Annotated in this window: 12 protein-coding genes and 1 tRNA gene; 12 read left to right on the top strand and 1 reads right to left on the bottom strand. The window is 53.6% G+C overall.

The annotated features are described in order from the left end of the window. Window positions 1–145 precede the first annotated feature (145 nt). The 12 genes from BN2591_RS06755 to mtr all read left to right on the top strand — a co-directional run bounded on the left by BN2591_RS06755 (window position 146) and on the right by mtr (window position 13,880). Window positions 146–222, top strand: a tRNA-Met gene (locus tag BN2591_RS06755). Window positions 223–430: 208 nt separating this feature from the next. Then, on the top strand, window positions 431–883 hold the full coding sequence (gene rimP / locus BN2591_RS06760) for a ribosome maturation factor RimP (protein WP_065370654.1): 453 nt from the start codon (window positions 431–433) through the stop codon (window positions 881–883). Window positions 884–912: 29 nt separating this feature from the next. Beyond that, window positions 913–2,400, top strand: coding sequence for a transcription termination factor NusA (gene nusA, locus BN2591_RS06765; protein ID WP_086870109.1), 1,488 nt, complete (start codon window positions 913–915; stop codon window positions 2,398–2,400). A 24-nt stretch (window positions 2,401–2,424) separates the two neighbouring features. Continuing rightward, entirely contained in the window at window positions 2,425–5,139 is a 2,715-nt protein-coding gene (infB, locus tag BN2591_RS06770) for a translation initiation factor IF-2 (RefSeq protein ID WP_086870111.1), read from the top strand. Window positions 5,140–5,271: 132 nt separating this feature from the next. Continuing rightward, complete coding sequence (gene rbfA / locus BN2591_RS06775) at window positions 5,272–5,673, top strand: 30S ribosome-binding factor RbfA (RefSeq protein WP_017457355.1); 402 nt, start codon at window positions 5,272–5,274, stop codon at window positions 5,671–5,673. Beyond that, on the top strand, window positions 5,673–6,620 hold the full coding sequence (gene truB / locus BN2591_RS06780; RefSeq protein ID WP_086870113.1) for a tRNA pseudouridine(55) synthase TruB: 948 nt from the start codon (window positions 5,673–5,675) through the stop codon (window positions 6,618–6,620). The genes rbfA and truB overlap by 1 nt, the downstream gene beginning before the upstream one ends. A gap of 146 nt (window positions 6,621–6,766) precedes the next feature. After that, on the top strand, window positions 6,767–7,036 hold the full coding sequence (gene rpsO / locus BN2591_RS06785; protein WP_017457357.1) for a 30S ribosomal protein S15: 270 nt from the start codon (window positions 6,767–6,769) through the stop codon (window positions 7,034–7,036). A gap of 245 nt (window positions 7,037–7,281) precedes the next feature. Continuing rightward, window positions 7,282–9,417 (top strand): polyribonucleotide nucleotidyltransferase, encoded by a 2,136-nt coding sequence (gene pnp / locus BN2591_RS06790; protein WP_086870115.1) that lies wholly within the window; start codon window positions 7,282–7,284, stop codon window positions 9,415–9,417. A gap of 108 nt (window positions 9,418–9,525) precedes the next feature. After that, window positions 9,526–10,410 carry a lipoprotein NlpI gene (nlpI, locus tag BN2591_RS06795; protein WP_020455412.1) on the top strand — a complete coding sequence of 295 codons (885 nt, stop codon included), beginning with the start codon at window positions 9,526–9,528 and terminating at the stop codon, window positions 10,408–10,410. Window positions 10,411–10,517: 107 nt separating this feature from the next. Beyond that, window positions 10,518–10,598 (top strand): protein YrbN, encoded by an 81-nt coding sequence (gene yrbN, locus BN2591_RS24975; protein ID WP_097400725.1) that lies wholly within the window; start codon window positions 10,518–10,520, stop codon window positions 10,596–10,598. Next, the gene (locus BN2591_RS06800; RefSeq protein WP_017457360.1) at window positions 10,591–12,495 is read left to right on the top strand and encodes a DEAD/DEAH family ATP-dependent RNA helicase; all 1,905 of its coding nucleotides are present in this window, start codon (window positions 10,591–10,593) and stop codon (window positions 12,493–12,495) included. The genes yrbN and BN2591_RS06800 overlap by 8 nt, the downstream gene beginning before the upstream one ends. A gap of 140 nt (window positions 12,496–12,635) precedes the next feature. Next, a complete protein-coding gene (mtr, locus tag BN2591_RS06805) occupies window positions 12,636–13,880 on the top strand; it encodes a tryptophan permease (protein WP_086870117.1) in 1,245 nt (414 codons plus the stop codon). Window positions 13,881–13,923: 43 nt separating this feature from the next. Here the strand turns inward: mtr and BN2591_RS06810 are convergent, their stop codons facing one another. Continuing rightward, a complete protein-coding gene (locus BN2591_RS06810) occupies window positions 13,924–14,931 on the bottom strand; it encodes a luciferase-like monooxygenase (protein WP_086870119.1) in 1,008 nt (335 codons plus the stop codon). Window positions 14,932–15,004: the final 73 nt, after the last annotated feature.

Raw genomic sequence — 15,004 nt, forward strand, 5'->3', positions numbered from 1 at the left:
GCACAGGATGCTAACCTACTTCGGTTGACAGAACGGTTTGTTTATCAATATACTGCAGGCCGATTTTACGTCCCGTCTTCGGTACCAAATCCCAGCATTATTTGCAAATTTGCACTCAAGCGAGTAGAATTTGCCACGTTTCAGGCGCGGGGTGGAGCAGCCTGGTAGCTCGTCGGGCTCATAACCCGAAGGTCGTCGGTTCAAATCCGGCCCCCGCAACCACTTTCCCTAAGTGTTCTTTTTCAAATATACTATGAAGACTTAACGCCTTCGCAGCTGGATTTGAAAAAAATACTCACGGAAGGTTCTCCAGGCCGCAGTTGCGGCTATAGGGTTCAGTTATTTAAAGCCCCGATTTATCGGGGTTTTTTGTTATCTGAGTACGAAATAACTGGGCTATACGCCCTTTTTTTATGTCTTGGGGGTGGACTTGTCCACATTAGAGCAAAAATTAACAGAGATGATTACGGCGCCGGTTGAAGCACTGGGCTATGAACTGGTCGGCATCGAGTTTGTGCGCGGGCGCACATCTACACTGCGCATCTATATTGATAGTGAAGATGGCATCAATGTTGATGATTGCGCTGATGTCAGCCACCAGGTCAGTGCGGTACTGGATGTTGAAGATCCAATTACCGTGGCTTACAACCTGGAGGTTTCCTCACCAGGTCTTGATCGTCCTTTGTTTACGGCTGAGCACTATGCGCGCTTTAAGGGCGACGAAGTCTCGCTGGTTCTGCGTATGGCGGTTCAAAACCGCCGTAAATGGCAGGGCATCATTAAAGATGTCGATGGCGAGATGATCACCGTTACGGTCGAAGGTAAAGATGAAGTGTTCGCATTGAGCAATATTCAAAAAGCGAACCTGGTCCCCCACTTTTAACAGTCTGGATTTGAGGTGAAAGGCCCCCGATGAACAAAGAAATTTTGGCTGTTGTTGAAGCTGTTTCTAACGAAAAGTCGCTTCCGCGTGAAAAAATCTTTGAAGCGCTGGAAAGTGCTCTGGCTACAGCAACCAAGAAAAAATATGAACAAGAGATCGATGTTCGCGTAAGCATTGATCGTAAAAGCGGTGATTTCGACACGTTCCGTCGCTGGCTGATCGTGGAAGAAGTCACGCAGCCGACACGTGAAATCACCCTCGAAGCAGCGCGTTACGAAGATGAGAGCCTGAACCTCAACGACTATGTTGAAGATCAGATTGAATCCGTCACGTTTGACCGCATCACCACCCAGACCGCAAAACAGGTCATTGTACAGAAAGTACGTGAAGCTGAGCGCGCTATGGTGGTCGATCAGTTCCGCGAGCACGAAGGCGAAATCATCACCGGCGTGGTGAAGAAAGTGAACCGCGACAACATCACGCTGGATCTCGGCAACAACGCTGAAGCCGTTATCCTGCGCGAAGATATGCTGCCGCGTGAAAACTTCCGTCCGGGCGACCGCATCCGCGGTGTGCTCTACGCTGTGCGCCCTGAAGCGCGCGGTGCGCAACTGTTCGTGACCCGTTCCAAACCGGAAATGTTGGTTGAACTGTTCCGCATTGAAGTGCCGGAAATCGGTGAAGAGGTTATCGAGATTAAAGCCGCAGCCCGCGATCCGGGTTCTCGCGCCAAAATCGCCGTTAAGACTAACGACAAGCGTATCGACCCGGTCGGCGCCTGCGTGGGTATGCGCGGTGCGCGTGTGCAAGCTGTTTCGACGGAACTTGGCGGTGAGCGTATTGATATCGTGCTGTGGGACGATAACCCGGCGCAGTTCGTTATCAACGCAATGGCACCGGCTGACGTTGCTTCTATCGTGGTGGATGAAGATAAACACACCATGGATATCGCCGTTGAGGCGGGCAACCTGGCGCAGGCTATCGGCCGTAATGGTCAGAACGTGCGCCTCGCGTCTCAGCTGAGCGGCTGGGAACTCAACGTTATGACCGTTGAGGATCTGCAGTCTAAGCATCAGGCTGAGGCTCATGCCGCGATTGATACCTTCACCCGTTACCTGGACATTGACGAAGATTTCGCCACCGTTCTGGTCGAAGAAGGTTTCTCTACGCTGGAAGAACTGGCCTATGTGCCAATCAAAGAGCTGCTGGAAATCGATGGTCTGGATGAAGACACCGTCGAAGCCCTGCGTGATCGTGCGAAAAACGCGCTGACCACTCTGGCACTGGCGCAGGAAGAAAGCCTCGGTAATAAAGAACCGGCTGAAGACCTGCTTAACCTGGAAGGTCTGGATCGCGCACTGGCTTTCAAACTGGCTGCTCGTGGTGTTTGTACGCTGGAAGACCTCGCTGAACAAGGTGTGGATGACCTGAGCGATATCGAAGGGTTAACCGATGAGAAAGCAGGTGAGCTCATCATGGCCGCACGTAATATTTGCTGGTTTGGCGACGAAGCGTAATAAACTGTAGCAGGAAGGAACAGCATGACAGATGTAACCGTAAAAACGCTGGCCGCTGAGATTCAAACCTCTGTGGACCGCCTGGTACAGCAATTTGCTGATGCAGGGATCCGCAAGTCCGCTGAAGACTCAGTGACGGCACAAGAAAAGCAGACGCTGTTAGCGCATTTGAACCGTGAACATGGTTCTACGCCTGACAAGCTGACTCTGCAGCGCAAGACGCGCAGTACATTAAGTATTCAGGGCACCGGTGGGAAAAGTAAATCGGTGCAGATCGAAGTCCGTAAAAAACGCACCTTTGTAAAACGCGATCCACAAGAGGCTGAACGTCTCGCTGCGGAAGAAGAGGCGATGCGTGAAGCGGAAGAGAAGGCCCGTCGTGAAGCAGAGGAAGCCGCTGAGCGCGAAGCCGAGGACAAAGCCAAACGTGATGCTGAAGCTCGAGCGAAACGTGAAGCTGATGAAAAGGCTAAACGCGAAAATGCTGAAAATGCAAAACGCGAAGCTGCGGAAAATAGCAAAGTGAGCAACCAACAATCTGACGAAATGACCAGGACAGCCCAGGCGGAAAAAGCCCGCCGTGAATCCGAAGCGCAAGAACTCAAGCGCAAAGCGGAAGAAGAGGCTCGTCGTAAACTGGAAGAAAATGCGCGTCGCGTAGCGGAAGAAGCTCGTCGTATGGCTGAACAAAATGAAGCGAACTGGGCGGCTCCGGCAAGCGAAGAAGAAGAGACTACTGGCGACTACCATGTAACCACTTCCCAGCATGCCCGCCAGGCGGAAGATGATAACGATCGTGAAGTTGAAGGCGGTCGTGGTCGCAGCCGTACAGCGAAAGCTGCACGTCCGAAGAAAGGCAACAAACACGCTGAAAGCAAAGCGGACCGTGAAGAAGCGCGTGCTGCGGTTCGTGGTGGTAAAGGTGGCCGTCAGCGTAAAGGTTCTGCTCTGCAGCAGGGCTTCCAGAAGCCAGCACAAGCGGTTAACCGTGACGTCGTGATCGGCGAAACGCTGACCGTTGGCGAACTGGCTAACAAGATGGCGGTTAAAGGCTCTCAGGTCATCAAAGCGATGATGAAGCTGGGCGCAATGGCGACCATCAACCAGGTTATTGACCAGGAAACTGCGCAACTGGTTGCTGAAGAGATGGGCCATAAAGTTATCCTGCGTCGTGAAAACGAGCTGGAAGAAGCGGTAATGAGCGACCGTGACACAGGTGCTGCGGCAGAACCGCGCGCACCGGTTGTGACCATTATGGGTCACGTTGACCACGGTAAAACCTCTTTGCTGGACTACATTCGTTCAACGAAAGTGGCCTCTGGTGAAGCGGGTGGCATTACTCAGCACATTGGTGCTTACCACGTTGAAACTGACAACGGCATGATCACCTTCCTGGATACCCCTGGTCACGCCGCGTTTACCGCAATGCGTGCCCGTGGTGCTCAGGCAACGGATATCGTGGTTCTGGTTGTTGCTGCCGATGACGGCGTGATGCCGCAAACTATCGAAGCTATCCAGCATGCGAAAGCGGCGCAGGTGCCGGTCGTGGTTGCCGTGAACAAGATCGATAAGCCAGAAGCCGATCCGGATCGCGTTAAAAACGAACTCTCTCAGTACGGCATCATTCCGGAAGAGTGGGGCGGCGAAAGCCAGTTCGTTCACGTTTCCGCGAAAGCCGGTACCGGTATCGACGAGCTGCTGGATGCGATCTTGCTGCAAGCCGAAGTTCTGGAACTGAAAGCCGTACGTAAAGGTATGGCGAGCGGCGTGGTTATCGAATCCTTCCTGGATAAAGGTCGTGGTCCGGTGGCATCCGTGCTGGTGCGTGAAGGTACGCTGCATAAAGGCGATATCGTTCTGTGTGGCTTCGAATATGGCCGCGTGCGTGCGATGCGTGACGAACTGGGTCGCGAAGTAACAGAAGCTGGTCCGTCCATTCCGGTGGAAATCCTCGGTCTGTCCGGTGTTCCGGCTGCGGGTGATGAAGCGACGGTTGTGCGTGACGAGAAGAAAGCGCGTGAAGTGGCACTGTACCGTCAGGGCAAATTCCGCGAAGTTAAACTGGCGCGTCAGCAGAAATCCAAACTGGAAAATATGTTTGCCAACATGACCGAAGGCGAAGTTCACGAAGTGAACATCGTTCTGAAGGCCGACGTTCAGGGTTCTGTCGAAGCTATCTCCGATTCTCTGCTGAAACTGTCTACCGACGAAGTGAAAGTGAAGATCGTGGGCTCCGGCGTAGGTGGTATCACCGAAACCGACGCGACGCTGGCTGCGGCATCCAACGCGATTCTGGTTGGCTTCAACGTTCGTGCCGACGCTTCTGCGCGTCGCGTGATTGAAGCGGAAGGTCTGGATCTACGTTACTACTCCGTGATCTATAACCTGATCGACGAAGTGAAAGCGGCGATGAGCGGTATGCTCTCTCCGGAACTGAAACAGCAGATCATCGGTCTGGCGGAAGTTCGCGATGTGTTCAAATCGCCGAAATTCGGTGCGATCGCCGGCTGTATGGTTACCGAAGGTGTGGTTAAACGTCACAACCCGATCCGCGTTCTGCGCGACAACGTGGTTATCTATGAAGGCGAGCTGGAATCCCTGCGTCGCTTCAAAGATGACGTCAACGAAGTCCGTAACGGTATGGAATGTGGTATCGGCGTTAAGAACTACAATGATGTACGTACCGGCGATATGATCGAAGTGTTCGAGATCATTGAGATCCAACGTACTATTGAGTAATTCGCTTCGCTTTTCGGCTGGTAGCCAGCCGAAATGAAAAGTGGATGAACATTGCTGGCCGGGTAAGCGAAGCGCCTCCCGGCAAGAAATATTAAAAGGGGCTACGGCCCCTTTTTAGTCTGGAGAATTATTATGGCGAAAGAATTTGGTCGCCCGCAGCGCGTGGCTCAGGAACTGCAAAAAGAGATTGCGATTATCCTGCAGCGCGAAATTAAAGATCCGCGTCTGGGTATGATGACCACCGTTTCTGGTGTCGAAGTGTCCCGCGATCTGGCTTATGCCAAAGTGTTTGTTACCTTCCTTAACGATAAAGACGAAGCATCCGTGAAAGCGGGTATCAAAGCGTTGCAGGATGCCTCTGGCTTTATTCGTTCCCTGCTGGGTAAAGCGATGCGTTTGCGTATCGTGCCGGAACTGACGTTCTTCTACGACAACTCGTTGGTGGAAGGGATGCGCATGTCCAATCTGGTGACCAGTGTGGTGAAACACGATGACGAACGTCGTGTGAACCCGGACGACAGCAAGGAGGACTGATGAGTCGTCCTCGTCGTCGCGGTCGCGACGTGCATGGCGTTCTGCTGCTCGATAAACAGCAGGGCGCTTCCAGCAATGATGTGCTGCAAAAAGTTAAGCGTCTTTATAACGCCAACCGTGCCGGACACACCGGAGCGCTTGATCCGCTGGCGACCGGCATGCTGCCGATTTGCCTGGGGGAAGCGACAAAGTTCTCCCAATATCTACTGGATTCGGACAAACGTTATCGGGTGATTGCCCGCCTTGGGCAGCGTACCGATACGTCCGATGCGGATGGGCAAATCGTTGAAGAGCGTCCATTGACCTTCAGTGCCGAACAACTGGCGACTGCGCTGGACAGTTTTCGCGGTGATACGCAGCAAGTCCCGTCGATGTACTCTGCCCTGAAATATCAAGGAAAGAAGCTCTACGAGTATGCGCGTCAGGGCATTGAGGTTCCGCGTGAAGCGCGCCCGATTACGGTTTACGAGCTGTTATTTATCCGCCATGAAGGCGATGAACTTGAGCTGGAAATTCACTGCTCGAAAGGGACTTACATCCGCACCATCATTGATGATTTGGGTGAGAAACTTGGCTGCGGCGCACATGTTATCTATCTGCGTCGCCTGGCGGTGAGCAAGTACCCTGTCGAACGTATGGTAACGCTTGAGCAATTGCGTGAACGGGTTGAGCAGGCCGAGCAGCAGGGTATCCCGGCGGCGCAACTGTTGGATCCACTATTGATGCCAATGGATAGCCCGGCGTCAGATTTCCCGGCGGTTAATATTCCGTCAGTCGTCGCGGCATACTTCAAAAATGGTCAGCCGGTCCGGGCATCCGATGCGCCAAAAACGGGGCTGGTGCGTGTCACAGAAGGTGATGATGAGACGTTCATTGGTATGGGCGAAATGGACGACGAAGGCCGTGTTGCGCCGCGTCGTCTGGTGGTCGAGTATCCTGCGCAATGACGGGCTTACCTTGCGGGAAACCGTGACTACGAGTAGAATATTGCCGCTTAACGTCGGGCTATGTATTTAACATCACCCGGCGTTAATCCTGAGGCCGCTGAATTAGAGATCGGCGCCTTTTCATTTTTTTATCACTGGAGTTTAAAATGTCTCTAAGCGTTGAAGCTAAAGCAAAAATCGTTTCCGAGTTTGGTCGTGGTTCTAACGACAGCGGTTCTACCGAAGTTCAGGTTGCACTGCTGACTGCTCAGATCAACCACCTGCAGGGTCACTTTGCAGAGCACAAAAAAGATCACCACAGCCGTCGTGGTCTGCTGCGTATGGTTTCTCAGCGTCGTAAACTGCTCGACTATCTGAAACGTAAAGACGTTGCACGCTACACCGCGCTGATCGAGCGTCTGGGTCTGCGTCGCTAAGTCTGGCGAGTTTCAAGAAGGGGGCCTACAAGGCCCCTTTTTTCAACCAGGCGGCAGCAATTGGCAGTAAACTAATGTATTGTTGCCAGGTATGATCTTCACTGCAGAGGTTCGCGCGGCTAATGAGAGGCTTTATCCGCAATGGGCGGGTTAGGGTTGTCATTAGTCGCGAGGATGCATGAAGATTCGGTTAAATTGTCAGCATGCCAAAGGTGTGCTGACTTTCATTAAGAAAGGACAGAACTTTGCTGAATCCGATCGTTCGTAAATTCCAGTATGGTCAACATACCGTCACGCTGGAAACCGGCATGATGGCGCGTCAGGCGACTGCTGCCGTTATGGTAAGCATGGATGACACCGCAGTATTCGTGACCGTTGTTGGCCAGAAAAAAGCAAAACCAGGTCAGGATTTCTTCCCGCTGACCGTAAACTATCAAGAGCGTACTTACGCTGCCGGTAAAATCCCTGGCGGTTTCTTCCGTCGTGAAGGCCGTCCGAGCGAAGGTGAAACGCTGATCGCGCGCCTGATTGACCGTCCGGTTCGCCCGCTGTTCCCGGAAGGCTTCGTGAACGAAGTGCAGGTTATCGCTACCGTGGTTTCCGTTAACCCGCAGGTTAACCCGGATATCGTGGCAATGATCGGTGCTTCCGCTGCGCTTTCACTGTCTGGTATTCCGTTCAATGGCCCGATTGGCGCTGCGCGTGTTGGTTATATCAATGACCAGTACGTTCTGAACCCGACTCAGGAAGAGCTGAAAGCAAGTAAGCTGGACCTGGTGGTTGCCGGTACTGAAGCTGCGGTTCTGATGGTGGAATCCGAAGCGGAACTGCTGAGCGAAGACCAGATGCTGGGCGCTGTGGTGTTCGGTCACGAGCAGCAGCAGGTTGTTATCCAGAACATCAACGAGCTGGTCAAAGAAGCTGGCAAACCGCGTTGGGACTGGCAGCCAGAAGCGGTAAACGAAGCGCTGAACGCACGCGTTGCGGCACTGGCAGAATGTCGTTTGAGCGATGCGTACCGCATCACTGACAAACAAGAACGTTATGCTCAGGTTGACGTAATCAAATCCGAAACCATCGCCGCACTTGTTGCAGAAGATGAAACCCTGGACGCCAATGAACTGGGCGAAATCCTGCACGCTATCGAGAAAAACGTTGTTCGTAGCCGCGTACTGGCAGGCGAACCGCGTATCGATGGCCGCGAAAAAGATATGATCCGTGGTCTGGACGTTCGTACCGGTGTTCTGCCTCGCACCCATGGTTCCGCACTGTTTACCCGCGGCGAAACCCAGGCGCTGGTTACTGCAACGCTGGGGACCGCTCGTGACGCGCAGATCATTGACGAACTGATGGGCGAGCGCACTGACTCTTTCCTGTTCCATTACAACTTCCCTCCGTACTCCGTAGGGGAAACCGGGATGGTTGGTTCGCCGAAACGTCGTGAGATTGGCCACGGCCGTCTGGCAAAACGCGGTGTGCTGGCAGTGATGCCGGATGCAGATAAATTCCCGTACACCGTGCGTGTGGTGTCTGAAATCACCGAATCGAACGGTTCTTCTTCTATGGCTTCCGTTTGTGGCGCATCTCTGGCGCTGATGGACGCTGGCGTACCGGTGAAAGCGGCCGTTGCGGGTATCGCAATGGGTCTGGTGAAAGAAGGCGACAACTTTGTTGTTCTGTCTGACATCCTGGGCGACGAAGACCACCTGGGCGATATGGACTTCAAAGTAGCGGGTTCCCGCGACGGTATCTCTGCGCTGCAGATGGATATCAAAATTGAAGGTATCACCAAAGAGATCATGCAGGTTGCGCTGAATCAGGCGAAAGGTGCTCGTCTGCATATTCTGGGCGTTATGGAGCAGGCGATTAACGCGCCGCGTGGTGATATCTCTGAATTTGCGCCGCGTATCCATACCATCAAAATTAATCCAGATAAGATCAAAGACGTGATCGGTAAAGGTGGTTCCGTTATTCGTGCGCTGACCGAAGAAACCGGCACTACCATCGAAATCGAAGATGATGGTACCGTAAAAATCGCAGCAACTGACGGTGATAAAGCGAAACATGCCATTCGCCGTATTGAAGAGATCACGGCTGAGATCGAAGTGGGCCGTGTCTATAGCGGTAAAGTGACCCGCATCGTTGACTTTGGCGCGTTTGTTGCCATCGGCGGCGGTAAAGAAGGTCTGGTACATATTTCTCAGATCGCGGACAAACGCGTTGAGAAAGTGACCGATTATCTGCAGATGGGCCAGGAAGTGCCGGTTAAAGTTCTGGAAGTTGACCGTCAGGGCCGTATTCGTCTGAGCATTAAAGAAGCGACTGAGCAGACTCAGCCTGCTGAAGCGTCGGAAGCGCCGCAAGCAGAGCAGGGCGAGTAAGGTTGCCTTTGCCCTCCGCGAAAGCGGAGGGCTTATTAGCAGGCAGGACGCCATGTTTGCAGCCGGGGGACAGGACGTTCATCCAATTGTTGTCTTCGGGAGTGGGAAATGAAGCCTTTTTTGCGCTGGTGTTTCGTTGCGACAGCTTTAACGCTGGCAGGATGCAGCAACTCTGCCTGGCGTAAGAGCGAAGTCCTCGCGGTGCCATTGCAACCGACTTTGCAGCAAGAAGTGATTCTGGCGCGCATGGAACAAATTCTTGCCAGTCGGGCTTTAACCGATGACGAACGCGCACAGCTTTTATATGAGCGCGGAGTGTTGTATGATAGCCTCGGTTTGAGAGCCTTAGCGCGAAATGATTTCTCGCAAGCGCTGGCAATCCGACCCGATATGCCAGAAGTATTCAATTACTTAGGCATTTATTTAACGCAGGCAGGCAATTTTGATGCTGCCTATGAAGCGTTTGATTCTGTACTTGAGCTTGATCCAACTTACAACTACGCGCACTTGAATCGCGGGATCGCACTGCATTACGGCGGTCGCGACAAGTTAGCGCAAGATGATCTGCTGGCGTTTTATCAAGACGATCCTAATGATCCTTTCCGGAGTCTGTGGCTTTACATCGTTGAGCGGAAGCTTAATGAGAAGCAGGCTAAAGAAGCACTGAAACAGCGCTTCGAAAAATCGGACAAGGAACAGTGGGGATGGAACATTGTCGAGTTCTACCTCGGCGACATTAGCGAAGCAACGCTAATGGATCGCCTGAAGGCAGACGCAACGGATAACACCTCGCTCGCTGAGCATCTCAGTGAAACCAACTTCTATTTAGGTAAGTACTACCTAAGTCTGGGGGATAAGGACAGCGCTACGGCACTGTTCAAACTAGCGGTTGCCAACAACGTCCATAATTTTGTTGAGCATCGTTACGCATTGTTGGAATTAGCGCTCTTGGGCCAGGAGCATGACGACCTGGCAGAATCGGACCAGCAATAGCTGACGAACATATCAGCCCGTAATCTTTTTTTGATTGCCATCACCTTCGCGGGTGAGGGCTTCATTGTTCGTTAATTAACCTACTTTGAGCCGGTTCACACTTTTCAATGAAAATTGCTAATTTTTTTCACGATGAGTTATGTAGACTGGCCGCCAATGACATAGAGGCACTTGTACTACATGGCTGAATTCGAAACCACTTTTGCAGATCTGGGCCTGAAGGCTCCCATCCTTGAAGCTCTTAACGATCTCGGTTACGAAAAACCATCTCCGATCCAGGCTGAGTGCATTCCGCACCTGCTGAACGGTCGTGACGTGCTGGGCATGGCCCAGACTGGTAGCGGTAAAACCGCGGCGTTTTCTCTGCCGCTGCTGAACAACATCGATCCGGACCTGCGTGCACCGCAGATCCTTGTGCTCGCTCCGACCCGCGAACTGGCGGTTCAGGTTGCTGAAGCCATGACCGATTTCTCTAAACATATGCGCGGTGTAAGCGTGGTAGCCCTGTACGGTGGCCAGCGTTATGACGTGCAATTACGCGCTCTGCGCCAGGGGCCACAGATTGTCGTCGGTACGCCGGGCCGTCTGCTGGATCACCTGAAACGCGGCACGCTGGATCTCTCTAAACTGAGCGGTCTGGTGCTGGATGAAGCCGACGAAATGCTGCGCATGGGCTTTATCGAAGACGTAGAAACCATCATGGCGCAGATCCCGGAAGGTCATCAGACCGCTCTGTTCTCTGCAACCATGCCGGAAGCAATCCGTCGCATTACTCGCCGCTTTATGAAAGAGCCGCAGGAAGTGCGCATTCAATCCAGCGTGACGACTCGTCCGGATATCAGCCAGAGCTACTGGACTGCATACGGCATGCGTAAAAACGAAGCACTGGTTCGCTTCCTGGAAGCAGAAGATTTTGATGCGGCGATCATCTTCGTTCGTACCAAAAACGCAACGCTGGAAGTGGCTGAAGCACTGGAACGCAGTGGCTATAACAGCGCCGCGCTGAACGGTGATATGAACCAGGCACTGCGTGAGCAGACACTGGAGCGTCTGAAAGACGGTCGTCTGGATATCCTGATCGCAACTGACGTTGCGGCACGTGGTCTGGACGTTGAGCGTATCAGCCTGGTCGTTAACTACGACATCCCGATGGATTCCGAATCCTACGTTCACCGTATCGGTCGTACCGGTCGTGCGGGTCGTGCGGGTCGTGCGCTGCTGTTCGTTGAGAACCGCGAGCGTCGTCTGCTGCGCAACATCGAACGTACGATGAAACTGACCATTCCGGAAGTAGAACTGCCGAACGCAGAGCTGCTGGGCAAACGCCGTCTGGAAAAATTCGCCGCTAAAGTTCAGCAACAGCTGGAAAGCAGCGATCTGGATCAGTACCGCGCGCTGCTGGCAAAAATCCAGCCTTCTGCTGAAGAAGAGATGGATATTGAAACGCTGGCCGCTGCACTGCTGAAAATGGCGCAGGGCGAACGTCCGCTGATCCTGCCGCCGGATGCGCCGATGCGTCCGCGTCGCGAATTCCGTGAACGTGATGATCGCTTCGAACGCCGTGGCGATCGTAACGATCGGGGCCCGCGTGGCGAACGTTCTGAACGTGGTGGCGAAGATCGTCCGCGTCGTGAACGTCGCGATGTTGGCGAAATGGAACTGTACCGTATTGAAGTAGGCCGCGATGATGGTGTTGAAGTCCGTCATATCGTTGGTGCTATCGCCAACGAAGGCGACATCAGCAGCCGTTACATCGGTAACATCAAGCTGTTCGGTACTCACTCTACCATTGAGCTGCCGAAAGGCATGCCGGGCGAAGTTCTGCAGCACTTCACCCGCACGCGTATTCTGAACAAGCCGATGAATATGCAACTGCTGGGCGATGCACAGCCGCGTGAGCGTAGCGAACGCCGCGGTGGCGGTGAGCGTCGTGGCGGTTTTGGTGGTGAACGCCGTGAAGGCGGCCGTGGTGAAGGTCGTCGTTTCAGCGGCGAGCGTCAGGAAGGTCGTAGCTTCGGTGGCGAACGTCGCGCACCGCGCCGCGATCGTGACGACAGCGCTCCGCGTCGCCGTAACGACGCATAATCTGCGTTACAGCCTGTAAAGAAATAGATACAGCCCCGATCGAAAAGATTGGGGCTTTTTTTATCCGTAATGTACTCCTGTACTGGTACAATGCAGCAGCCTGAACTACTGGCATTGTTCACCACAGGAGAATCATTCAGATGTCGACACTGACAACCACACAAGCTTCCCCTTCGCTGTTCGGCGGGGTAGTGATTATTGGCGGCACGATCATTGGCGCAGGCATGTTTTCACTGCCAGTGGTGATGTCCGGCGCGTGGTTTTTCTGGTCATTGCTGGCGCTCGTTTTTACCTGGTTTTGCATGTTGCATTCCGGGCTGATGATCCTTGAAGCCAACCTGAATTACCGTAGCGGCGCGAGCTTCGATACCATCACCAAAGATTTGCTGGGAAAAGGCTGGAACCTGGTCAACGGTATCTCGATTGCTTTCGTGCTCTATATCCTGACTTATGCCTATATTTCGGCAAGCGGCTCTATTTTGCATCACACCTTTGCGGAAATGTCGCTGAATGTCCCGCCGCGCCTGGCCGGGCTGGCCTTTGCGCTGCTGGTGGCGTTTATCGTCTGGCTCTCCACGCACGCTGTCAGCCGAATGACGGCAATTGTTCTGGGGGCGAAGGTCATCACCTTCTTTCTCACCTTTGGCAGCCTGTTGGGGCATGTCGAGCCAGCGACCTTATTTAACGTCGCTCAGAGCGATGCTTCGTATACGCCTTATCTGTTGATGACGCTGCCATTCTGCCTGGCCTCGTTTGGCTACCACGGCAATGTACCGAGCCTGATGAAATACTACGGCAAAGATCCACGCACCATCATTCGTTGCCTGGTCTACGGCACGCTGTTGGCGCTGGGGCTGTATGTTATTTGGTTACTGGTCACGATGGGTAACATCGCACGCCCTGCATTCATTGAGATCGCAGCAAAAGGCGGGAATATCGATGTGCTGGTGCAGGCGCTGAGCGGCGTGCTGAATAGCCGCAGCCTGGATCTGTTGCTGGTTGTCTTCTCAAACTTTGCCGTCGCCAGTTCCTTCCTCGGCGTGACGCTGGGGCTGTTTGACTACCTGGCAGACTTATTCAAGTTTGATGATTCCCCGCTGGGGCGTTTTAAAACCGCACTGCTGACCTTTTTGCCGCCGATTGTCGGTGGCTTGCTGTGGCCGAACGGCTTTCTGTACGCGATTGGTTATGCGGGCTTAGCAGCAACAGTATGGGCGGCCATTGTTCCCGCGCTGCTGGCAAATGCGTCGCGTAAGCGCTTTGGCAGCCCGGCGTTTCGCGTGTGGGGTGGCAAGCCGATGATTGTGCTGATTCTGCTGTTCGGCATTGGCAACGCGGTGGTGCATCTGCTTTCCAGCTTTAATTTGTTACCTGTCTATCAGTAATCATTTTCTCTCCTCTCCCGTATGGGAGAGGAGGATCTCTGCGCTAACCGAGCAGTTCTTCTTTCACCTGCATCGCCAGCTCAAACGAGTAAAGCCGCGCCTGGTGATCAAAAATCTGTCCGTTAACCATAATTTCGTCGGCATCCGTTTCCCGCAGAATTGACTCCAGCCCGTGGCGTACTTTCGCTTTATCACCCACCAGCGACATACTCAGCGCCTGCTGTACACCATACTGTTCCGCCGGCGACCAGAACTGATCCATATTTGGGATCGGCGGCGGCAACTGCGCACTTTCGCCGCGGCGTAATTTCACAAATGCCTGCTGCATTGATGTAAACAGGAATTCCGCATCGCGGTTGCTGTCGGCGGCGACAATGTTGATGCACACCATTGCGTACGGTTTTTCCAGCCGTTCAGAGGGTTTGAACTGCGTACGATAAAGATGCAACGCCTGGAACAACATATCCGGCGCGAAGTGCGAAGCAAAGGCAAACGGCAAGCCCAACTGCGCGGCCAGTTGCGCGCTATACAGGCTTGAGCCCAGCAGCCAGACGGGGATTTTCTCACCGTAACCCGGCACCGGTCGTACGTGCGGATTTGGATCGCGGGCATCAAACCAGTCCACCAGTTCGGCGACATCACGCGGGAAATTATCGATATCACCGCTCATATGGCGGCGCAGCGCCATCATGGTGCGCTGGTCACTGCCTGGCGCGCGGCCAAGGCCAAGATCGATACGTCCCGGATAGAGGGTATTGAGCGTGCCGAACTGCTCGGCAATCACCAGCGGCGAGTGGTTTGGCAGCATCACACCGCCGGAACCCAAATGCAGGGTTTGCGTATTCGCCGCCAGATAGCCAATCAACACGGACGTTGCCGCGCTGGCGATACCGGTCATATTGTGGTGTTCTGCCAGCCAGTAGCGATGATAACCGCGCTGTTCGGCCAGTTTCGCCAAATCCAGCGAATGCGTGAACGCCTCGCGGGCGTTAGAGTTTTGTGGGATCGGCGCGAGATCGAGCACCGAAAAAGGGATCGTTTTATCAGACATACACACTCACTTTGCTACAGCATTGTCATCAGATTGAAGGTCTTCTTCCAGCATGGCGCAATGTGCCGCGCCC

The organism is Kosakonia pseudosacchari (assembly GCF_900184035.1).
GTDB lineage: Bacteria > Pseudomonadota > Gammaproteobacteria > Enterobacterales > Enterobacteriaceae > Kosakonia > Kosakonia pseudosacchari.

Excerpts from the sequence above, each read along its gene's own strand:
- infB (WP_086870111.1), top strand. The coding sequence starts at position 2,425 with ATGACAGATGTAACCGTAAAAACGCTGGCCGCTGAGATTCAAACCTCT.
- BN2591_RS06810 (WP_086870119.1), bottom strand. The coding sequence starts at position 14,931 with ATGTCTGATAAAACGATCCCTTTTTCGGTGCTCGATCTCGCGCCGATC.
- nusA (WP_086870109.1), top strand. The coding sequence starts at position 913 with ATGAACAAAGAAATTTTGGCTGTTGTTGAAGCTGTTTCTAACGAAAAG.
- nlpI (WP_020455412.1), top strand. The coding sequence starts at position 9,526 with ATGAAGCCTTTTTTGCGCTGGTGTTTCGTTGCGACAGCTTTAACGCTG.
- yrbN (WP_097400725.1), top strand. The coding sequence starts at position 10,518 with ATGAAAATTGCTAATTTTTTTCACGATGAGTTATGTAGACTGGCCGCC.
- mtr (WP_086870117.1), top strand. The coding sequence starts at position 12,636 with ATGTCGACACTGACAACCACACAAGCTTCCCCTTCGCTGTTCGGCGGG.
- truB (WP_086870113.1), top strand. The coding sequence starts at position 5,673 with ATGAGTCGTCCTCGTCGTCGCGGTCGCGACGTGCATGGCGTTCTGCTG.
- rbfA (WP_017457355.1), top strand. The coding sequence starts at position 5,272 with ATGGCGAAAGAATTTGGTCGCCCGCAGCGCGTGGCTCAGGAACTGCAA.
- rpsO (WP_017457357.1), top strand. The coding sequence starts at position 6,767 with ATGTCTCTAAGCGTTGAAGCTAAAGCAAAAATCGTTTCCGAGTTTGGT.
- BN2591_RS06800 (WP_017457360.1), top strand. The coding sequence starts at position 10,591 with ATGGCTGAATTCGAAACCACTTTTGCAGATCTGGGCCTGAAGGCTCCC.